16 protein-coding genes and 1 riboswitch are annotated in these 19,580 nt (G+C 70.6%); of the genes, 6 read left to right on the top strand and 10 right to left on the bottom strand.

All coding sequences use genetic code 11. The annotated features are described in order from the left end of the window. Window positions 1-32: 32 nt before the first annotated feature. The 3 genes from AN215_RS25440 to AN215_RS25430 all read right to left on the bottom strand — a co-directional run bounded on the left by AN215_RS25440 (window position 33) and on the right by AN215_RS25430 (window position 2,694). Complete coding sequence (locus AN215_RS25440; RefSeq protein ID WP_070010824.1) at window positions 33-791, bottom strand: enhanced serine sensitivity protein SseB C-terminal domain-containing protein; 759 nt, start codon at window positions 789-791, stop codon at window positions 33-35. Window positions 792-1,074: 283 nt separating this feature from the next. Beyond that, window positions 1,075-1,845 carry an enhanced serine sensitivity protein SseB gene (locus AN215_RS25435; protein ID WP_070010825.1) on the bottom strand — a complete coding sequence of 257 codons (771 nt, stop codon included), beginning with the start codon at window positions 1,843-1,845 and terminating at the stop codon, window positions 1,075-1,077. Between the two features lie 114 nt (window positions 1,846-1,959). Beyond that, entirely contained in the window at window positions 1,960-2,694 is a 735-nt protein-coding gene (locus AN215_RS25430; protein WP_420856171.1) for an AAA family ATPase, read from the bottom strand. A 408-nt stretch (window positions 2,695-3,102) separates the two neighbouring features. Beyond that, window positions 3,103-3,211, top strand: a riboswitch (glycine riboswitch). A gap of 144 nt (window positions 3,212-3,355) precedes the next feature. Here AN215_RS25430 and gcvT point away from each other — a divergent pair. The 4 genes from gcvT to AN215_RS25410 all read left to right on the top strand — a co-directional run bounded on the left by gcvT (window position 3,356) and on the right by AN215_RS25410 (window position 7,979). Further along, window positions 3,356-4,504, top strand: coding sequence for a glycine cleavage system aminomethyltransferase GcvT (gcvT, locus tag AN215_RS25425; protein ID WP_070010826.1), 1,149 nt, complete (start codon window positions 3,356-3,358; stop codon window positions 4,502-4,504). Window positions 4,505-4,698: 194 nt separating this feature from the next. Then, window positions 4,699-5,079, top strand: a complete 381-nt coding sequence (gene gcvH / locus AN215_RS25420) for a glycine cleavage system protein GcvH (RefSeq protein ID WP_070010827.1) — start codon at window positions 4,699-4,701, stop codon at window positions 5,077-5,079. 123 nt (window positions 5,080-5,202) lie between these two features. Further along, window positions 5,203-6,477 (top strand): serine hydroxymethyltransferase, encoded by a 1,275-nt coding sequence (gene glyA / locus AN215_RS25415; RefSeq protein WP_070010828.1) that lies wholly within the window; start codon window positions 5,203-5,205, stop codon window positions 6,475-6,477. Window positions 6,478-6,584: 107 nt separating this feature from the next. Further along, complete coding sequence (locus AN215_RS25410; RefSeq protein WP_070010829.1) at window positions 6,585-7,979, top strand: L-serine ammonia-lyase; 1,395 nt, start codon at window positions 6,585-6,587, stop codon at window positions 7,977-7,979. 16 nt (window positions 7,980-7,995) lie between these two features. Here AN215_RS25410 and AN215_RS25405 read toward each other — a convergent pair whose 3' ends face one another. Beyond that, the gene (locus tag AN215_RS25405; RefSeq protein ID WP_070010830.1) at window positions 7,996-8,373 is read right to left on the bottom strand and encodes a nuclear transport factor 2 family protein; all 378 of its coding nucleotides are present in this window, start codon (window positions 8,371-8,373) and stop codon (window positions 7,996-7,998) included. 685 nt (window positions 8,374-9,058) lie between these two features. On the opposite strand from AN215_RS25405, the gene AN215_RS25400 reads away from it, so the two are divergent. After that, window positions 9,059-9,724 (top strand): class I SAM-dependent methyltransferase, encoded by a 666-nt coding sequence (locus tag AN215_RS25400; protein WP_070010831.1) that lies wholly within the window; start codon window positions 9,059-9,061, stop codon window positions 9,722-9,724. Window positions 9,725-10,232: 508 nt separating this feature from the next. Next, entirely contained in the window at window positions 10,233-11,561 is a 1,329-nt protein-coding gene (locus tag AN215_RS25395) for an ABC transporter substrate-binding protein (protein WP_070010832.1), read from the top strand. Window positions 11,562-11,610: 49 nt separating this feature from the next. On the opposite strand, the gene manD is transcribed toward AN215_RS25395, so the two are convergent. The 6 genes from manD to AN215_RS25365 form a co-directional block, all read right to left on the bottom strand. Continuing rightward, the gene (gene manD / locus AN215_RS25390; protein ID WP_070010833.1) at window positions 11,611-12,852 is read right to left on the bottom strand and encodes a D-mannonate dehydratase ManD; all 1,242 of its coding nucleotides are present in this window, start codon (window positions 12,850-12,852) and stop codon (window positions 11,611-11,613) included. A gap of 38 nt (window positions 12,853-12,890) precedes the next feature. After that, window positions 12,891-14,840, bottom strand: a complete 1,950-nt coding sequence (locus AN215_RS25385; protein WP_070010834.1) for a cellulase family glycosylhydrolase — start codon at window positions 14,838-14,840, stop codon at window positions 12,891-12,893. A gap of 199 nt (window positions 14,841-15,039) precedes the next feature. After that, window positions 15,040-15,492: an ATP-binding protein gene (locus AN215_RS25380; protein WP_070011345.1), complete on the bottom strand. Its 453-nt coding sequence runs from the start codon at window positions 15,490-15,492 to the stop codon at window positions 15,040-15,042. A gap of 391 nt (window positions 15,493-15,883) precedes the next feature. Beyond that, entirely contained in the window at window positions 15,884-16,651 is a 768-nt protein-coding gene (locus AN215_RS25375; protein WP_070010835.1) for an enoyl-CoA hydratase/isomerase family protein, read from the bottom strand. Between the two features lie 142 nt (window positions 16,652-16,793). Further along, window positions 16,794-18,095, bottom strand: a complete 1,302-nt coding sequence (locus tag AN215_RS25370) for a L,D-transpeptidase (protein WP_245694710.1) — start codon at window positions 18,093-18,095, stop codon at window positions 16,794-16,796. 167 nt (window positions 18,096-18,262) lie between these two features. Next, on the bottom strand, window positions 18,263-19,447 hold the full coding sequence (locus AN215_RS25365; protein ID WP_107374499.1) for a L,D-transpeptidase: 1,185 nt from the start codon (window positions 19,445-19,447) through the stop codon (window positions 18,263-18,265). Between the last annotated feature and the right edge of the window lie 133 nt (window positions 19,448-19,580).

Here is a 19,580-nt window from a genome sequence, read left to right as displayed (position 1 = left end):
GCCGAGTTGGGCACCGACCGCCCGTACGGGCGTCAGGAGAGTGGATATCCGTATCCGTGCCGCGGAGCGGCGTCGGCTGTCGGCACGTCACGGTCGAAGAAGGGGCGCGAGTTCCGGCGCAGCCACATCGCCACGGGGTCGTAGTCGTCCGACATGGCGACGCTGGAGACGGGGAGCCCGTCCGGCACCGCGGTCACCGACTGACGCATCATCTGCTGTGCCGACTCGACGGCCTGCCGGCCCGAGTCGTACAGATCCAGGCCGATCGCGAGATAGCCGGCGCCCAGCGCGGGCTGCACCCAGGCGCGGCGCAGGGACCGCACGGCCGGGGTGCGGTGTGCGTTCTGGCTGAGCAGCGCGTAGAACTGCGCGATGTCCAGGCTCGGTTCGCTGATCCGCAGCGGACCGGCGGGCAGCTGGTCCAGGCCCAGCGCGATGCGCCGCAGGTCGAGCCACGGGACACCGACCCCGCCGCCCGGGGCGTGCGGGTTGAGCCAGATCCCCCAGCGCTCCGGGAAGAGCGCGGAGGAGATCTCGCGGCCGCTGACGATCTCGTGCGAACGGTCCCAGCCGGAGGCCGCCAGCTCCTGGGCGGAGGTCACGCACGGGGCGTAGCCGTACCCGCCGACCTCCATGTTTCCGTACTGTGCGTCGGGCGCGCCCGGACGGCCGTTCCAGAGCAGCATCCACACTTCGCTGTCGGTGAGCGCGTCGAGCAACGCCTCATATGTGTCATACCGCCCCGGTGACACCTGCCCCAGCAGCTGCTCGACACCTGCCACCGCGCTCACCTGGCCGCCCTTCTTACGGAACCGCTCCCCGGCGCGCCCTCCCCAAGGGCCTCCGGCATGGGAGGTACCCGCAGGGCGGCACGGCCGGCAGGGAAGCGGTCTTTCACCATGATCTGTACCGGGTCCGCGAACGCGGCCCTCCCCGTTGTCCCCGTCATCAAACCAGCTTACGAGCCGCCACCGACACGGGGCGTCGTACTGAAGCGCTACGCCCTGGGGCGGAGGGCCGGCTGTCGTCCTGCGCCGGCCCGGGCCGGCGTCGGTCCCGCGAGCAGAACCGGCGTCAGTCCCGCGAGTAGAAGGGGCGCACGCAGTGCCGCATCCAGTCGACGACCGGGTCCTGCGCGGCGTCCATCAGCACGAGCTGCACGAGCCACTTGACCGGTACGCGGCCCAGCGCACGCGCCAGCGCCTCGTGCGCGGCCTGGCGGACCTCCGGGTCGAGCTGGTCCAGCTCGACGCCGATGAAGAGCGCGGGCGTATCGCCCTCCGAACTGGCAAGGGCGCGACGGGCGGTGCGCATCCGCGGCAGCGTGGAGAACTCACCGGCCGCGGCGGCGAGGAAGTCCACCGGCTCGTCCTGCCAGTCCGGTTCGAATAGCCGTACGCGCGCGCCCCGCGCAACGCCCCACGCCGCCTGCTCGCCGGGGGTGTTGGCGCACAGTTCCGCGACGGCCTCGGGCGGCAGCGGCACGCCGACGGTGCCCTCCGGGTTGACGGCGATGCCGACCTGCGGCGGCAGTCCGCGGGCGAACTCGCGGGCGGGCGCGACGGTGAAGGACATGTGGCCGCCCACGACCTGCAGGAACTGCTGCTCCGAGCTGAAGACCGGGACGTACACACCCCCGTCGAGCTCGACGGTGGGCAGATCCAGATCGGGGCTGTTCGGGCCGCCGCCCTCGGGCAGCGGAACCCAGACGCTGCTGCGTCCGAGCACCTCCAGCAGCCGGGCACCCGCGCCGGGCACCTGAAGGGAGGCGGCGAGGGCCTCCTCCAGTTCGTTACCGGGCCAGCCTCCGCCGTGGCCCGGCCCGTACTGCTGAGGAATGGTCATGGCGGAAACCCTAGTGCGGTGGTCACGGAGGGATGCGGCCGGTCCCGGTGCTGCGGCCGTGCGCCGGCCGGCCGCCTGTCCGCCGCCCGCCCCGCCGTCATCCTCCACCGGCCCTCAGTCGAAAGCCATGCCCGGGAGCCTCCCGGCAGCGCCCCGGTCCAGCAGCACCACGGACTCGCACCCGCGTGGCAGCCGTCCGGCCTCCGCGTCCGCGATGAGCCGCCGTACCGCCCGGCGGTGGCGCATGAAGGCGTAGTCGGAGACGGTACGGCCGCGCTCGGCCTGGCTGCGCAGCGCCGTCGAGGCCGGAACGTCGAGGAGTACGAGGTGGAGCGCGCGCCCGCGGCGGAGGGCGTCCCGGCCGAGCCAGTTGCGCACCCAGGCCTGGCTGCCGCAGTCGTGTACGACGACGCTCGCACCGGATGCGAGCGCACGCCGCAGCCCGGCGTAGTGCGCGAGGCGTACGAGGGGCCGGTAGGCGGCGTACGGCAGCCAGCGCGGGAGCACGGACTCCCACCGCTCGCGCACGTCCTGGGAGTCGATGCGGCGGACGGTGTCCTGTACGGCGACGGCACGGCGGATCAGCGTCGACTTGCCGCTGCCGGGAAGCCCCGAGACGACGACCCTGTCGCCGGCGGGGAAGCGGAGCGTACGGCGGATCTCCGTGCCGCGCAGATCGCCGGGGTTGGCGGTGACGCCGTACGGAGCCGGGGGCGCCGGAACGGCCGGTCCGGCGGCGGCAGCCGGGGCAGCAGCCGCAGCCGCCGGGGCAGCAGCGGCTCCGGCGGACGGGGCGACCGGAGCGGAAGGGGCCGGCGGAGGGGGCGCGACGACCCCTGAGGACGGCACGGGCGGGGCCGGAGCCTCGACGGCCGCGGGTGCCGGCACCGGCGCGCCGTCGGCGTCTCTGCGCTGCCCGGCGGATGAATACCCCCAGCCGGTCACCGTCGCGTACGCACTGCGCAGGCTACCCACCTGATCGCCCCTCCCGGCTGGTGACCGCCGGTCGGCGGTCCGCCTCCGAGAGTGTCAAGAAACAGTAATGTGCAGCAAGGCGGCCTTACCGCCGCGGGAGGCGGGCGAGCGCTCCCCCGGGGAGGCACGCACCGCACCGGAGCCGCTCCCGCGAGGAGGCCACGCGCCGCTCCCCGCGGAGGCACGCACCGTCGGCGCCAGCCCCCAGGCCCTGACGGGGTGGTGCCACGAGCCCGTCGCCGTGCCATGATGAGCGGGCCAGTCAACTGCATACCGGCCGTTCGAATCCACGCGGGAGAGTTCCCTGCCGCGCACAGTGTGCGGGTCGCCGGGGCGCCGAAGGAGCAAGTCCTCCCTTGAATCTCTCAGGCACCGATACCGCGCAGGATGAGGCAGATCTGAAAAGCGGGCCGCCCACGGGCGGCTCCACCCACGGTGCAAGCCACCGCCCGCGCACGAGGGCTCGTGGCGAACCTCTCAGGTTCCGATGACAGATGGGGAGGACATCCGCGTCACCGAGTCACGGGAGCCTGACATGAACGACACCGGCAGCGGGGCCGCCGCCCCCCGCACCACGGCACTCGACGCCGTACACCGCGCGCTCGGCGCGACGATGACCGACTTCGCAGGCTGGGACATGCCGCTCCGCTACTCCAGCGAGCGGGACGAGCACGTCGCCGTGCGCACACGGGCGGGACTCTTCGACCTGTCCCACATGGGCGAGATCACCATCACCGGCGGCCAGGCCGGCGAGCTGCTGGACTACGCGCTGGTCGGCAACCTCTCCCGGCTGGCCGTCGGCCGCGCCCGCTACACGATGCTGTGCGACGCCTCCGGCGGCATCCTCGACGACCTGATCGTCTACCGCACCGGCGAAGAGACGTACATGGTCGTCGCCAACGCCTCGAACGCGCAGACCGTGCTGGACGCGCTGACCGAGCGCGGCGCCGGCTTCTCCGCCCAGGTCCGCGACGACCGCGACGCGTACGCGCTGATCGCCGTGCAGGGTCCGGAGGCCGCGGGCATTCTCAAGGGCCTCACGGACGCCGACCTGGACGGGCTGAAGTACTACGCGGGTCTGCCGGGCACCGTCGCGGGACGCGAGGCCCTCATCGCCCGTACGGGATACACCGGCGAGGACGGCTTCGAGCTGTTCGTCTCCCCCTCCGACGCCGTCGCCGTGTGGGAGGCGCTCACCGAGGCGGGCAAGCCCGCCGGTCTCGTGCCGTGCGGTCTGAGCTGCCGCGACACCCTGCGCCTCGAAGCGGGCATGCCGCTGTACGGGCACGAACTGACCACGCGCACAACCCCGTTCGACGCCGGCATGGGCCGCATCGTGAAGTTCGAGAAGACCGCCAACGACGGCGCCTTCGTCGGACGCGAGCCGCTGGAGGCCGCCGCCGCGCAGGCCGAGAAGGCGCCGCCGCGCAAGCTCGTCGGCCTGGTCGCCGAGGGGCGCCGCGTGCCGCGCGCCGGATACGAGGTGGTCTCCGCGGCGGACGGTTCGGTGGTCGGTGAAGTGACCTCCGGCGCGCCGTCGCCGACCCTCGGCAAGCCGGTCGCCATCGCGTACGTCGATCCCGCGTTCGCGGAGCCCGGCACCGAGGGCGTCGCGGTGGACATCCGCGGCAAGCACGAGCCGTACGAGGTCGTGGCGCTCCCCTTCTACAAGCGGCAGCGCTGATCGCCCTCCCCGTCCATGCCGGCAGGGACACCCCGTGACCCGCGCGCGCCGACGCCCTCCCCTGGGCCTGGGGGTACACCCGGGCCGAAGGCCAGGGGGAGGCATGGGTGGTGCCCCCGGCCGCCGGGGTGACCCGCGTCCCACTGGCCAAGACTGATTCCCTCCGTCCCCTTCCCATCCAGGAGAATCGCAACATGAGCAACCCGCAGCAGCTGCGCTACAGCAAAGAGCACGAGTGGCTGTCGGACGCCGAGGACGGCGTCTCGACCGTCGGCATCACGTCGCACGCCGCCGACGCCCTCGGCGACGTCGTCTTCGTCCAGCTCCCCGAGACCGGGGACACCGTCACCGCGGGCGAGCCCTGCGGCGAGCTGGAGTCGACGAAGTCGGTCAGCGACCTCTACGCGCCGGTCTCCGGTGAGATCACGGAGATCAACCAGGACGTCGTGGACGACCCGGCGCTGGTCAACTCCGCCCCGTTCGAGGGCGGCTGGCTGTTCAAGGTCCGTGTCTCGGACGAGCCGGCGGGTCTGCTGTCGGCCGACGAGTACGCCTCGTTCACCGCCGGGAGCTGACACCCGGTCCCGCGACCGCGCGCACGGCCGCCCCAGGAGGCCCGTGACCGGCCCCCGCAACGACCCAACGCCGCACGTATGTCCGCCAATATGCCCGACCGGCCTGCCACCAGGGATGGTTCCATGTCGCTTCTGAACAGTTCTCTCCACGAGGTGGACCCGGACGTCGCCGCCGCCGTCGACGCCGAACTCCACCGCCAGCAGTCCACCCTCGAGATGATCGCGTCGGAGAACTTCGCTCCCGTCGCCTCCCTGGAGGCCCAGGGTTCCGTCCTCACCAACAAGTACGCGGAGGGCTACCCGGGGCGCCGCTACTACGGCGGCTGCGAACACGTCGACGTCATCGAGGACATCGCACGCGAGCGCATCAAGGCCCTCTTCGGAGCGGAGGCGGCGAACGTGCAGCCGCACTCCGGTGCCTCCGCCAACGCCGCGGCGATGTTCGCGCTGCTGAAGCCGGGCGACACGATCATGGGCCTGGACCTGGCCCACGGCGGTCACCTCACGCACGGCATGAAGATCAACTTCTCCGGCAAGCTCTACAACGTCGTCGCTTACCACGTCGACGAGAAGACCAGCCAGGTCGACATGGACGAGGTCGGGCGGCTGGCGCGCGAGCACCGCCCGCAGATGATCATCGCCGGCTGGTCCGCGTACCCACGGCACCTCGACTTCGCCGCGTTCCGGCGTATCGCGGACGAGGTCGGGGCCCTGCTCATGGTCGACATGGCGCACTTCGCGGGCCTGGTGGCGGCCGGGCTGCACCCCTCCCCCGTACCGCACGCCGACGTGGTCACCACCACGACGCACAAGACGCTCGGCGGCCCGCGCGGCGGCGTGATCCTCTCGAAGCAGGAGTACGCCAAGAAGATCAACTCCGCGGTGTTCCCCGGCCAGCAGGGCGGCCCGCTGGAGCACGTCATCGCGGCGAAGGCGGTGTCCTTCAAGATCGCGGCCTCGGAGGAGTTCAAGGAGCGGCAGGAGCGCACCGTCGCCGGCGCACGGCTGCTGGCCGAGCGGCTGCTGAAGCAGGACGCGGTGGACGCGGGCGTCTCCGTGCTCTCCGGCGGGACCGACGTCCATCTGATCCTCGTCGACCTGCGCAACAGCGACCTGGACGGCCAGCAGGCCGAGGACCGGCTCCACGAGATCGGCATCACCGTCAACCGCAACGCCGTCCCGAACGACCCGCGGCCTCCCATGGTCACCTCGGGCCTGCGCATCGGCACTCCCGCGCTGGCCACCCGCGGCTTCCAGGAGGAGGATTTCCGGGAGGTCGCCGACATCCTCGCCGAGGCGCTGCTGCCCGGCTTCGACGAGGACAAGGCGAAGTCGCTGAGCGCCCGCGTCACCGCGCTCACCGAGAAGCACCCGCTCTACTCCGGCCTGGGCAGGTAACAGGCCCCGTCCGGCAGACCGGCTCACTCCGGCACCCGTCCGGCCGTCCGGCCACCACCGGGCCCCGGCCCACCAGCAATGCCCCGCACGGAAAGGAGGCGCCCGCCATGGCGGTCTCCGTCTTCGACCTCTTCTCGATCGGCATCGGCCCGTCCAGCTCCCACACGGTCGGCCCGATGCGCGCCGCCCGCATGTTCGCCGGCCGCCTGAAGAACGAGGGTGTGCTGGCGCACACGGCGTCCGTGCGGGCGGAGCTGTACGGGTCGCTCGGCGCCACGGGCCACGGGCACGGCACCGCCAAGGCCGTGCTCCTCGGGCTGGAGGGCGAGTCGCCGCGGTCGGTGGACGTCGAAGGGGCCGACGAACGAGTGGAGGGCATCCGTTCGTCGAAGCGGCTGCGGCTGCTGGCCACGGAGATAGGGGACGCCCACGAGATCCCCTTCGACGAGCAGTCCCAGCTCGTCCTGCACCGGCGCCGCTCACTGCCGTACCACGCGAACGGCATGACGCTCTTCGCGTACGACGCCGCCGGCGGCACGCTGCTGGAGAAGACGTACTACTCGGTGGGCGGCGGCTTCGTCGTCGACGAGGCCGTGCTCGACGAGGGAGGCGCGGGCTCCCCCATCAAGCCCGACGACACCGTGCTCACGCACTCCTTCCGCACCGGCGACGAACTGCTGCGGCTGACCCGCGAGACCGGGCTGTCCGTCTCGGAGCTGATGCTCCAGAACGAGAGGGCGTGGCGCTCGGAGGAGGAGATCCGCGCCGGGCTGCTGGAGATCTGGGAGGTGATGCGCGCCTGCGTCGCGCGCGGGCTGAGCCGGGAGGGCATCCTGCCGGGCGGTCTGAAGGTGCGCCGCCGGGCCGCGGCGGCCGCGCGGCAGCTTCGGGCCGAGGGCGCACGCGAGGCACACGCGACGGAGTGGCTGACGCTGTACGCGATGGCGGTGAACGAGGAGAACGCGGCGGGCGGCCGCGTCGTCACCGCCCCAACGAACGGCGCCGCGGGCATCATCCCTGCCGTGCTGCACTACTACACCGAGTTCGTGCCGGGCGCCGACGAGGACGGCATCGTCCGCTTCCTGCTGGCCGCCGGCGCCGTCGGACTGCTCTTCAAGGAGAACGCGTCCATCTCCGGCGCCGAGGTGGGGTGCCAGGGCGAGGTCGGCTCGGCGTGCTCCATGGCGGCGGGCGGGCTGGCCGAGGTCCTGGGCGGCGGCCCGGAGAAGGTGGAGAACGCCGCGGAGATCGGCATCGAGCACAACCTGGGCCTGACCTGCGACCCGATCGGCGGGCTCGTCCAGATCCCCTGCATCGAGCGCAACGGCATGGCGGCGGTGAAGGCCGTCACCGCCGCCCGCATGGCCCTGCGCGGCGACGGCCGCCACCACGTCTCGCTCGACAAGGCGATCAAGACGATGAAGGACACCGGCGCCGACATGAAGGTCAAGTACAAGGAGACGGCACGCGGCGGTCTCGCGGTCAACGTCATCGAGTGCTGAGGAAGCCCCCGCTGCCCTACAAGCGCTCCACGAAGTCAGCACGCCATTCCGGGGCCGGATCCGAGCCCAGCTCACTCCAATACTCCCGAGCGGCGACGATCTGCCCGGAACGCACCGTCCAGAACGACGCCACCCGGTGCACACCCATCGTCTCGTGCGGCACCTCCACCTCGGAGACCACCTCCTCCCCCGCGGCCACGATCCGCAGCAACCGGATCGACCAGCCCTCCGGATACTCCGCATTGATGCTCACGTAATCGCCCCGGCCCACGATCCGTTCGCCGCTGACCGGCCACTCGATGACTACGTCGTCCGCAAGCAGCTCACCGACCCCGACCCAGTCTCGCGCCTGCATGCGATCCCACAACTCATGAACGATCTTCGATGGCTCCATGGGCGCATGCTCGCATCTCCTACTGACATCGAATCAGCGTGATCGTTCGGAGGCGGTCAGGCCGAGGCAAGACAGGAGCGCTCTTGTGCATGCCGGTACGCGGACAGCGCTCGCACAGCAGCTAGGTTCCGCAGACTCCTGGAGCGGCATCGGGGTCACCGGCTCCCAGGGGGTCCCGGGCCGGCGCTCGACTCGGCTCTCAGGCTGCCCGAGGAATCGCCGGAGCAGACACCTGGCCGGTGGCCCGTCCGAAGCACTGGAGAAGCTCTCCGCCTCCGTCGACTTCGACTGGCACGGCGCCTCGCGCCTGCGACATCGGCGGCTCCGCGCACACGCCCGCGTGCTGCACGCGCCGGCCCAAGGCCGTGGCCGGAATAACAGCCTCGGATGCCCGTAATATGCCGATTCGCCTGCTCCGCCCTCAGCTGCGGCTTCGGCCTCGGCGCGGCCGGTTCGACGGGATGCTCCGCATACGGGAACCCCTTGCCCCGAATACGAATCCGCAGGTGAGGCAGGTTACGGGCCATTAGCTTCCAGGGCGTGGCCGCGATCGGGGATTCCATGGGTACGGTTGTCCCCGCGAGGTCGTGCCGCCCCCGTCGCAGCCCCTCCGTCAGCCACCTGAAGGCGCTGTGTTCCTGGCCGGTCTCGACGAGCCCTTGACGTCCCCGAGAGGCAAAGAGCGTTGACGAGCGAGACCGGCACGATGCTGCGCGAGTTCCTCCGATCACCCGCCGACATCGGCGCAGTCGCACCCAGTTCCCCCAGACTCGCCGAGGCGATCACCGCGCCCGTGCCCGAACTCGGAGATCCGGTCGTGGTCGAGCTCGGCCCCGGAACGGGGGCGGTCACCAGCATCATCGAGGAGCAGCTGAGCGGCCGGGGGCACCAGCTGGCCGTCGAGGCGAATCCGCGGCTGGCCGATCAGCTGCGCTGGCGCTGCCGGATGGTGGACGTGATCGACGCCGACGCCTCCACGCTGCCCCAGCTCCTCCACGAGCGTGGCCTGGACAAGGCGGACGTGGTGGTCAGCGGGCTGCCCTGGGCCTCCTTCTCGCATGACGTGCAGCACGAGATCCTCTCGGCCGTGAGCCGTGTGCTCGCGCCGGGCGGAGCGTTCACGACCTTCGGGTACGTGCATGCCCTGCGGCTCGCTTCGGCGCTGCGTTTCCGGCAGCTGCTTCACACCACCTTCGAAGAGGTGGTGCCGGGGCGCACGGTGTGGCGCAACCTGCCGCCCGCGCTCGTCTACCACGCGAGGCGTCCGCGGACGCCCGCCCCACGCGGAATGGCCGTGGTGCCGTCGCGCCGCTGCCCGGAGAGCGTCTCCGAGGCCAAGCCGGTGGGCTGAGCGGCCGGCGGCGGCCGACCGGACGGACGGGCGATCTGCCGGTCCGCCGTCGCCGCACCCGCCGGACGGTCTGTGAGGAAATCGCGAGGGCGCGACGAGGGGTCCGTGAAGACCCCTCGTCGCGCCCTTCGTCGTCAACTACCCGCGTAGCGGCGGCACTTGGCCTAGGCCATCGGAAGCGGAACGGGCACCCCCAGAGCGGGAAACGGGCAGCCCGTACGCACACGTAACTCTCCTTCCGCAGGTCAGCGGATTCGAATGCGGCCTCAACTCAGGCACAAGCAGGCAGGATCGAAGGCCGTTCGGACTGTTTTTCAGCTATCTCGGGCATGTAGAACTCTCCGCACGGACGGCGTCACGCTGCGTCGAGGTGTCCCGGAAGCACCCCCCGGAGGCAACCCCCGGGGGGTGCCGGTCGCCTCTCGCGGGCCGCGCACCAGAACCATCCCGAGGAGAGTCTGTGTTCAACACCCGGAACAGGTCCGGATACAGAGGAAGGACGGTAGTCATGGTGGCGGCGGGGGCCGTCACGGCCGGTCTGCTCGCGGCGTGCACCTCGCAGGAAGAGGCTCCGCCGGAGAAGAAGTCCATCGAAGTGCTGATGGTCGACAACCCGCAGATGCTGGAGCTGAAGAAGCTCACCGCCGAGCACTTCACGAAGCGGACGGGCATCAGGGTCGACTTCACCACGGTTCCCGAGAACGAGGTCCGCGAGCAGGTACACAAGGACTTCTCCGCACAGTCGGGGCGCTACGACGTCGCGACCATCAGCAACTTCGAGACGCGCGACTACGCCCGCCGCGGCTGGCTGAGACCGCTGGACTCGTTCATCACCAAGGACCGCGGCTTCGACCAGAGCGACATCCTGCTGCCGATCCAGCTCTCCCTCAGCGGAGCGGACGGAAAGGTGTACGCGGAGCCCTTCTACGGCGAGTCCTCCTTCCTGATGTACCGCAAGGACGTCTTCGACGAACTCGGCCTGAAGATGCCCGAGAAGCCCACGTGGGGACAGGTCGCGTCCCTGGCCGAAGAGGCCGACCGCCCGGAGGAGGGCATGAGCGGCATATGTCTGCGCGGACAGCCGGGCTGGGGGGAGATGACCGCGCCGCTGACAACGGTCGTCAACACCTTCGGCGGCACATGGTTCGACCAGCACTGGAAGGCGAAGCTCACCGACCCCGGCTTCGCCGACGCGGCCCAGTTCTACGTCGACCTCGTACGCGACCACGGGGAGAAGAACGCCACGAAGTCCGGCTACGCCGGCTGCCTGCGCAACATGAAGAACGGCAGGTCCGCGATGTGGTACGACGCGACCGCGGGTGCCGGTCCCCTGGAGGCCGACGGATCACCCGTCAAGGGCAAGATCGGCTACGTACCGGCGCCGGTCGAGGAGACCAAGTCCTCGGGATGGCTCTACACCTGGGCGTGGGGCCTGCAGAAGTCCTCCGAACAGCCGCGTTCGGCTTGGGAGTTCATCTCGTGGGCGTCGAGCAAGGAGTACGAGAAGCTGGTCGGCCGCGAGATCGGCTGGGAGAACGTACCCGCCGGGAAGCGGGAGTCGACCTTCGACCGGCCGCAGTACAAGAAGGCCGCGAGCGCCTTCGGTGACGCGACGGAGAAGGCGATCCGGGAGGCCGACCCGCGCACGCCGGGTGTGCAGCGGCGGCCCACCGTCGGAATCCAGTTCGTCGGGGTCCCGGAGTTCACGGGCCTCGGTGACAGCGTCTCGCGGGAGTTGAGTGCCGCCATCAAGGGGGAACAGTCCGTGGCAGCGGCGCTGCGCAAGTCACAGGACGAGGCACGGAAGGTCGGCGCGCAGTACCGCAAGCAGCCCTGACGGGCCTCAATCAGCCCGGCCGGCGCCTCCCGGCAGGACCGCCCACGGCTCACCAGTCGTGGACGGTCCCGTCGGTGAGGCGGTTGACGGGCAGGTAGGCGGGCTCGTAGGGGAAGCGGCCGGCGGCGTCCGTGTCGAGTTCGACGCCGAGTCCGGGGGTCTCGGACGGATGCAGCAGGCCCTCCTCGAAGCTGTACGACGTACGGAAGACCTCCAGGGTGTCGGCGGAGTGCCGCATGTACTCCTGGATGCCGAAGTTGTGCACCGCCAGGTCGAGATGGAGCGCCGCCGCCATGCCCACCGGTGAGATGTCGGTCGGCCCGTGCATGCCGGAGCGGACGCCGTAGACGGCCGCGAGGTCGAGCAGTTTCTTCATGGCGGTGACACCGCCGGTGTGGGTTACCGCGGAGCGCACGTAGTCGATCAGCCGCTCGCTGAGCAGAGTGGTGTAGTCGTGCACCGAGTTGAACACCTCGCCGATGGCCAGCGGCGTGGTGGTGTGCTGGCGGATCAGGCGCAGCGCCGCCTGGTCCTCGCCCGGCGTGACGTCCTCCAGCCAGAACAGGTCATACGGCTCAAGGGACTTGCCGAGCTTCGCCGCCTGGATGGGCGTCATCCTGTGGTGCCCGTCGTGCAGCAGCGGCAGCTCCGGCCCGAACTCCTCGCGTACGGCCTCGAACACGCGCGGCACATGACGCAGATAGGCCCGGGTGTCCCAGGTCTCCTCCACCGGCAGGGCCGGGCCCGAGGCGCTGCGGCGGGCCGGCTCGTAGTCGTAGCGTTCGCCCGGTCCGGCGCCGGAGGCGGCGACGCCGTACACCGAGTCGAGTCCGGGGATGCCCGTCTGAACGCGGATGGCGCGGTAGCCGTCGGCGAGGTGGGCCCGTACGGAGTCGAGCAGTTCGGGGATGTCACGCCCGGAGGCGTGACCGTAGGCGAGGGCGCCGCGGCGGCTGGCCCCGCCCAGGAGCTGGTACAGCGGCATGCCCGCCGCCTTGGCCTTGATGTCCCACAGAGCCGTGTCGACGGCCGCGACGGCGGCCATGGTGACCGGACCGCGCCGCCAGTAGGCCCCGCGGTAGAGGTACTGCCAGGTGTCCTCGATGTTCCGGGCGTCCCGGCCCGTCAGCAGCGGCGCCACATGATCCCGGAGGTAGGAGGCGACGGACAGCTCACGGCCGTTGAGCGTGGCGTCGCCCAGGCCCGTGACGCCGTCCGAGGTCACCAGGCGCAGCGTCACGAAGTTGCGCCCGGGGCTGGTGACGATTGTCTCGGCGGACTCGATCCTCATGCTGCCGTGCTCCTCTCCTGGTCGGCGGCCTGCCGTTCTCACCGTGTCATCTCGGCGACGACGACGCCGAACGGGGGCAGCCCGACCTCGCTCAGCCGGCCGCCGTCGAGGCTGCGGAGCGCGGCGCCGCCGGGGAGCTCTGGCTGCGCGGTCAGCGGCTCGTCGTGCTGGCTGATGAACCACACGAAGCTCCGTCCGTCCTCGTGCTCCATCAGCCCCGTCATCACGCGCGGGTCGGGGACGGAGACCTCCGGTGCCGCCCCGGCCTCGGCGGCCAGCGCCGCGTACAGCCGCCACGTCGGCTCCGGGTTGACGCGCGGGGTGACTGCCGCCATGTGCTCGACGGGGTACGTGCACAGCACCATGGCGCCGCTGCCGGTGCCGCGGCGCAGCAGCGCGGGGCGGCCGTGTGCGTCGGCCGCGAGGACCTCCGCCCCGTCCGGCTCGACGGGCAGGTACGAGCGTGAGCTCTCCGTGCCGGCGACGGGAAAGACCAGCTCCTCGCCCGCGGCGATGCCGCCGAAGCCGCGCTGGAAGACCATGCGCAGCTCGTCGTCCTCGATGGTGTCGGCCAGGCCGTAGCGCAGCTTCTTCCGTACACCGAAGGTCTCGTCGAGCCGCGGCCACCAGGCACCGCGCGCATGGTCGTGCACCCCGGCGAAGTACGAGGCGTACACGGTGGCTCCGCCCTCCGCGAGCCGCCGCAGCCGGGACCAGCCGGGTGCCGTGAGCTGCTTGACCGAGGGCAGCAAATACAGCGAGCAGTCGCCGGGAAGCCCGTCGGCCTCCCTCGCCACGCCCACACCCAGATCGGCCTCGCGCGCGGCGACGTAGGCCTGGCGGGTGCTGGTGAGGACGCCGGTGCGGTCGTCCGGCTGGGTGAAGGGATACATCTTCTCCAGGAAGGACGAGACGACGATGGCGGCACGTGCGCCGGGACGGCTCAGCCGCGGGGCGTCGGTGCGCCTCAGCACCTCGGTGAAACGCCGGACCTCGCGCAGCTGCTCCTTCGGGCGGCCCTCGCAGTCGGTGATGCCGAAGTGCATCTCGAACGGGTGGTGACTGTAGGGCTCCTGGTCCTCAAGCGCGTCGTAGTCGGTGTTGTTCCAGGCCATCCAGCCGGTCGCCCCCGCGAGCAGCGTGGTGTGGAGGATCTGCCGGTAGTAGTGGGCGGCGTTCTGCTCGGACGCCCAGTCGGAGGTGAGCCCGAACTCCTCCATGATCACGGGCTTTCCGCCGATGTCGAGGAGTTCGCATACGAATGCGGCGCCCAGGTGCTGGCGTACGGCGTCGGTCTCCATGCGGTAGACGTGCGGGCCGTGGAAGTCGACCAGCTCCGCGAGGTCGCGGATGCGGAAGCCGTTGTCCGCGCCGGAGGTCTCCACGCCCCAGGCTCCGTCGCCGATGGAGACGGGCTGCGTGGCACCGGCCGAACGCACCGCGCCGGTAAGGGTCTTCGCCCAGGCGAGGACGGTATCCGCGTCGAGCGTGCCGATGCCGCGCGAGGGCCAGTCCGCGTAGATGGGGATCTCGTTCGTCAGCAGCCAGCCCGCGACGGCGGAATGGTCCTTCCACCGTGCGGTCGTCTCGCGTACGTACCACTCCTGCTGGGCGACGAAGGAGGCGTCGGCGAAGACGTCGCGGCCGCGGCGCCAGGCCGGGTCCCAGTTCTGCCCCGACATGTGTCCGACGAGAAAGGTGGGGACGGTCTGCATCCCGAGCGCCGCGTGCCGTTCCAGGAAGTCGTCGTAGCGCTCCAGCATCGCCGGGTCGAGGGTGTTCTCCTCCGGCATGAAGTCCGGCCAGTACAGGAAGCTGCGGGTGAGGGTGATGCCGTGGTCCCGCATCGTGCGCAGCTCCTCCTCGACCACCGCGGCGTCGTAGCTGCGCCACATCAGGGGGCCGCCGGTGCGGGACCAGTAGTTGACGCCGACCCACATCAGCGGTTCGCCCTCGGGGCCGGTGAGTTTCGCGGAGTTGCGCTCCATGACCTGTCCTGCCCCTTCCTCGTGTTCCGCGTGCTGGTGCCCCGGCCGTCCGGCCGAAGGCGCCGCCGCAGCCCAGATCGTCCGTCCCCGGCCGGCCATGGTCAACCAGGACATCGAGGAGCGCGGGCGGCCGCCCCGGGGTGAACTGCCTAACCGGCGGCAGGAGGGCGGGGCGTACGAGGTGTGCCCGCGGGTCACATCAGGCGACGACGCGCATCTCGAACCAGGTCGTCTTGCCGCGGGGAAGCAGGTCGACGCCCCAGCGGTCGGAGAGCGTGTCGACGAGGAAGAGGCCGCGCCCGCTGGTGTCCATGCCGTGCACCGGCAGCAGACACGGCAGTCCGCGGGAGGGATCGCGCACCTCGACGCGGATCCAGCCGCGGCGGCGCATCATCCGCAGCCCGAAGACGAGTGCGCCGGTGTGGCGCACCGCGTTGCCGACGAGTTCGGAAACGAGCAGGACGGCGTCGTCGGTGACGGGCTCGGGCAGCGACCAGTGCGATTCCAGGACGGTACGGGCGAGCCGGCGGGCGCGTCTCGCCGACTCGGGGCGGTTGGGCAGCCGCACCTCACCGATCGTCGGGTCACCGACGAGATCGAGAACGCCGCCGGAGAGGCCGTCGCTCGTCGGTTCACCCGGGACTTCTGGCATCCGCTCGCTCACGTTCGCCACTTCTCCCTGTCCCGCCATGGCCACCATCATGGCGGGAGCAGGGGGGTTGTGGGGCGGTTCAACCAGATCCCACCTTCCGGAACAACTCCCTCCGCATACCGGCCCGTTCGGTGCGGGCAACGCCGCGAAGCGACACATACGGCCGTGACCTGGCACGACGCTCCGCCGGGCGCCGGAGCGGCCGGGCTGTGAAGGTGCCGCACGCAGGACCCTGCCGGATTCCGTCCCGTTCCCCCACAAGGTGGGGCGCACTCGGACGGCGCTGTGCGCCACCCCCAGCCACCCCACCCCGTACGGGGGGTGCCGCACGCATGACGGGGCTTCAGAGCGATGGAGCGGCGGTGCCACCGTCACACCGGAAGGCGCCCAATCAGCCGAACTTCGCCTTCCCGGGACCCTCTTCGACGAAGCTGCGCATGCCCGTCGCACGGTCCTCCGTGGCGAACAGCCCCGCAAACCAGTTCCGTTCGACGGCGAGCCCGGAGTCGATGTCCGTCTCCAGGCCGACGTCGACCGACTCCTTGGCGGCGCGAAGCGCGATCGCCGGACCCTTGGCCAGCTGAGCGGCCCAGGCCCGCGCCTGCTCGTAGACCTCCTCGTCCGGCACCACCCGGTCGACGAGCCCCATCTGCAGCGCCTCCGGGGCCTTGACCTGGCGCCCGGTGAAGATGATGTCCTTGGCCTTGGACGGCCCGACGAGCCGGGCGAGCCGCTGGGTGCCGCCCGCGCCGGGAATGAGCCCGAGCAGGATCTCCGGCTGCCCCAGCTTGGCCCCCTCGCCCGCGACGCGGATGTCCGCGCAGAGCGCCAGCTCACAGCCTCCCCCGAGCGCGTAGCCGGTGACGGCCGCGACGACGGGCTTGGGGATGCGGGCGACGGCGGTGAAGGAGTCCTGCAGCGCCTTGGAACGCTTGACCATGTCCGCGTGCTCCATGGCCTGCATCTCCTTGATGTCCGCGCCCGCGGCGAAGACCTTCTCCCCGCCGTGGATCACGACGGCCCGTACGTCGTCGCGTACGGTCGCCTCCTCGGCGAGTTCACGCAGCCTGTCCTGGGTGGCGATGTCGAGCGCGTTCATCGGAGGACGGTCGATGCGGATCGTGCCGACGCCCTCGGCGACTTCGAGATTCACAGTCATGGGGGAAGGTTAACGGCCGTTACGCGTCAGGCCGATGGTGCGGCCGCACGCTCCGGCCGCACCGTCCCGCGAAGCCCCGCGCCGGCGCCGCGCGTGCGGCAGCACTGCTTCCGGTTCGCCGCCCGCTTCCGCGGCAGCACCGCTATTCCTGCGGGGCCTTCCACTCGTCCCAGTCCATGTTCCAGCCGTTGAGGCCGTTGTCGGGCTGAATCGTCTTGTCCTTGGAGTTCTTGATCTCCACCACGTCGCCGATGATCGATTCGTTGTAGAACCAGGCGCCCGGCGTGCCCTTGTCGTTGCCGCCCTTCTTGTCGAAGAGCCCGACGCAGCCGTGGCTGGCGTTGACCGAGCCGAACTGCCCCTGCGTCAGCCAGTAGTTGCCGTGGATGAAGGTCCCGGAGGTCGACAGGCGCATGGCGTGCGGCACGTCCTTGATGTCGTAGCCGCCCGCTTCCTCGTTGCGTCCGAAGCCGACGGTGTCGCCGTCCATCCGCGTCTCCTTGTGACGCTCGCTGATCACCATCCGGCCGTTGTACGTGGGGTTCTCCGGGCTTCCGGAGCTGATGTCGATCTTCTTCAGCTCTTTGCCGTCGCGGGTCACGGTCATCGTCTTGGACTTCGCGTCGACGACGCTGACCTGGCTCCGCCCGATGGTGAAGTTCACGGCCTTGTCCTGCTCGCCGTAGACGCCGTCGTAGCCCTCCACACCGTCGAGGTTCAGGTCGAGTTCGACCTTCGTGCCCGCCTTCCAGTACTCCTCCGGCCGGAAGTCGAGGCGGTTGTTCCCGAACCAGTGGCCCTCCACGTCGACCTCGGGGTCGGCGGTGACGGAGATCGCCTTCTCGACGGCCGCACGGTCCTGGATGGCGTGGTTGAAGTTGATGGAGACGGGCATCCCCACGCCCACCTTGGCGCCGTCGTCAGGGTTGAAGCGGCCTATGAAGGTGCTGTCGGGGGTGAGGGTGGTGAAGCGTGCCTTCTCGGTCGCCTTGCGGCCGTCGGCGTCCTCGGCGTGTGCCTCGACCGTGTACTTCGTCTTCGTCGTCAGGTGGGTCGCAGGCGTCCACGCCTTCCCGCCCTTGGCGAGCTCACCCGCGACCGTTTTGCCGTCCTCGTCCTTGACGTCCACCTTGACGAGCTTGCCCTTGTCGGCAGTCACCTTCAGGGCGTCCTGGGTGCCGACACCGTCCGCGCCGTCCTTGGGGGATATCTCGACGACCGCCCGCGACTTCTCCGGCTTGTCGTCCCCGCCGGCCTGGCCTCCGGCTCCTCCGCCGGCGCCGCCGCAGGTCGTCAGCGTCAGCACGAGCACAACGGCGAGCACGACGAGACCAACGGCTGACCCGCCTATCACCTGGGTCCGGCTGTCCCCCTGCATCGCCCCCCGTATCGCCTCCGGGCTCAGCTTTTCCTTCGCTTCCCTGGCGACGGTCTTCAGATCCACAGCGGGCTACTCCCCTCGCACGGCTGCCGGCATGATCGTGCGGCCCCCGAACCGAAAACACGACTGTGCACGCGCTAGATAATCACACCGAGATGGAGAAGAAATCCCCGAGAGTGTCACCGTTCCGTCGCGATTTCTCTCTACGGCATGCCCATTGCTGCGGGGCGTCAGTCCAGCGCCGAGCCGTCCGTCCAGGACGACCAGGGCATGTTCCAGCCGCCGAGGCCGTTGCCCGGTGCGACCGTGCGCTCACCGGAGTTCTTCACGGTCACCACGTCTCCCGTGAGAGACTCGCGGAAGAAGGTCCCGGCGGGGCTGCCGGGGTCGCCGCCCTTCCTGTCACGCAGCCCGATGCACCCGTGACTGACGTTCGCCTTGCCGAACGTGCGCTTGGGAGCCCAGTAGTTGCCGTGCAGGAAGGTTCCGCTGTCGGTCAGGCGCATCGCGTGCGGCACGTCCTCGATGTCGTACTCGCCCCCGAAGCCGACAGTCCGCGCGTTCATCCGGGTCACCTCGAACTTCTCGCTGATGACCATGTCCCCCGTGTACGTCGGATTCTTCGCCGACCCCGTCGTGACGGGCACCCGCCGGACCACCTCGCCGTTACGGTGCACGGTCATCGTGTGACGCCGGGCGTCCACCACGGTGCGCTGGTCGCGGCCGACCGTGAAGTGGACGGTCTTGCGCTGCACCCCGTACACGTCCGGAGCGCCTCGCACACCGCGAAGCCGCAGATCCAGCGTGACGCGGGTGCCCGGCTTCCAGTACTCCTCGGGCCGGAAGTCCAGACGCGAGGCGCCGAACCAGTGCGGTGCCACCTTCACGGGCGGGCTCGCGGTGACGCGGATGCCGCGCTCGACGGCCTCCCGCTCGGCGATCGGCCGGTTGAACCTGATCGAGAGGATCATGCCGGTGCCGACGGTCTGCCGGTGCTCCGGCGTGAAGAAGCCGATGAAGCGGCGCGGCTGGGCCTTGGTGGTGAAGGTGGTGTGCCGGGCGGCCCGGCGCCCTTCGTCGTCGAGCGCGACGACGTCGACCGTGTACTTGCTGCCCAGCTTGAGTCTGCGGGCCGACTCCGAGGGCCGCCATGTGCGCCCGTCGGACGAGATGCTGCCTGGCACGGCGTGCGCCGCGCCGCGGCTGCGGCGCGCGACCTCCACCTTGTCCAGGCGGCCCTCCGTCGCGGTGACGCGCAGGTTACCTTTCGCCGTTACGTCCTCGGCCCCGTCCCGCGGCGTCACCTCGATCAGCTGTGCGGGGGTCTGCGGCTCGATCATCGCACCGCAGCCCGCCAGCAGAGTGCCCATCGCGCACAGAGCCGCGGGCGAGCACTTCAGCAACATGGTCCTCATCAGCAGACCCTTCCAGCCCGACTGTCCCGACTGCCCTGTCCGCCCCGCCCGTTCCATGCCACTCCCCGTGAAGCTCGTCCGTACGGAGACCAACGACCCGCCGCCGCAGGGGCAACGAACCGGACATACCGCA

The organism is Streptomyces abyssalis (assembly GCF_001751365.1).
Lineage (GTDB): Bacteria > Actinomycetota > Actinomycetes > Streptomycetales > Streptomycetaceae > Streptomyces > Streptomyces abyssalis.
The sequence above is the reverse complement of the archived record's forward strand: the minus strand, read 5'-3'. Positions and strand labels throughout refer to the sequence as shown.

Excerpts from the sequence above, each read along its gene's own strand:
- AN215_RS25410 (WP_070010829.1), top strand. The coding sequence starts at position 6,585 with ATGGCGGTCTCCGTCTTCGACCTCTTCTCGATCGGCATCGGCCCGTCC.
- AN215_RS25375 (WP_070010835.1), bottom strand. The coding sequence starts at position 16,651 with ATGACTGTGAATCTCGAAGTCGCCGAGGGCGTCGGCACGATCCGCATC.
- AN215_RS25385 (WP_070010834.1), bottom strand. The coding sequence starts at position 14,840 with ATGGAGCGCAACTCCGCGAAACTCACCGGCCCCGAGGGCGAACCGCTG.
- gcvH (WP_070010827.1), top strand. The coding sequence starts at position 4,699 with ATGAGCAACCCGCAGCAGCTGCGCTACAGCAAAGAGCACGAGTGGCTG.
- AN215_RS25435 (WP_070010825.1), bottom strand. The coding sequence starts at position 1,845 with ATGACCATTCCTCAGCAGTACGGGCCGGGCCACGGCGGAGGCTGGCCC.
- manD (WP_070010833.1), bottom strand. The coding sequence starts at position 12,852 with ATGAGGATCGAGTCCGCCGAGACAATCGTCACCAGCCCCGGGCGCAAC.
- glyA (WP_070010828.1), top strand. The coding sequence starts at position 5,203 with ATGTCGCTTCTGAACAGTTCTCTCCACGAGGTGGACCCGGACGTCGCC.
- AN215_RS25380 (WP_070011345.1), bottom strand. The coding sequence starts at position 15,492 with ATGCCAGAAGTCCCGGGTGAACCGACGAGCGACGGCCTCTCCGGCGGC.
- AN215_RS25405 (WP_070010830.1), bottom strand. The coding sequence starts at position 8,373 with ATGGAGCCATCGAAGATCGTTCATGAGTTGTGGGATCGCATGCAGGCG.
- AN215_RS25395 (WP_070010832.1), top strand. The coding sequence starts at position 10,233 with ATGGTGGCGGCGGGGGCCGTCACGGCCGGTCTGCTCGCGGCGTGCACC.
- gcvT (WP_070010826.1), top strand. The coding sequence starts at position 3,356 with ATGAACGACACCGGCAGCGGGGCCGCCGCCCCCCGCACCACGGCACTC.
- AN215_RS25365 (WP_107374499.1), bottom strand. The coding sequence starts at position 19,447 with ATGAGGACCATGTTGCTGAAGTGCTCGCCCGCGGCTCTGTGCGCGATG.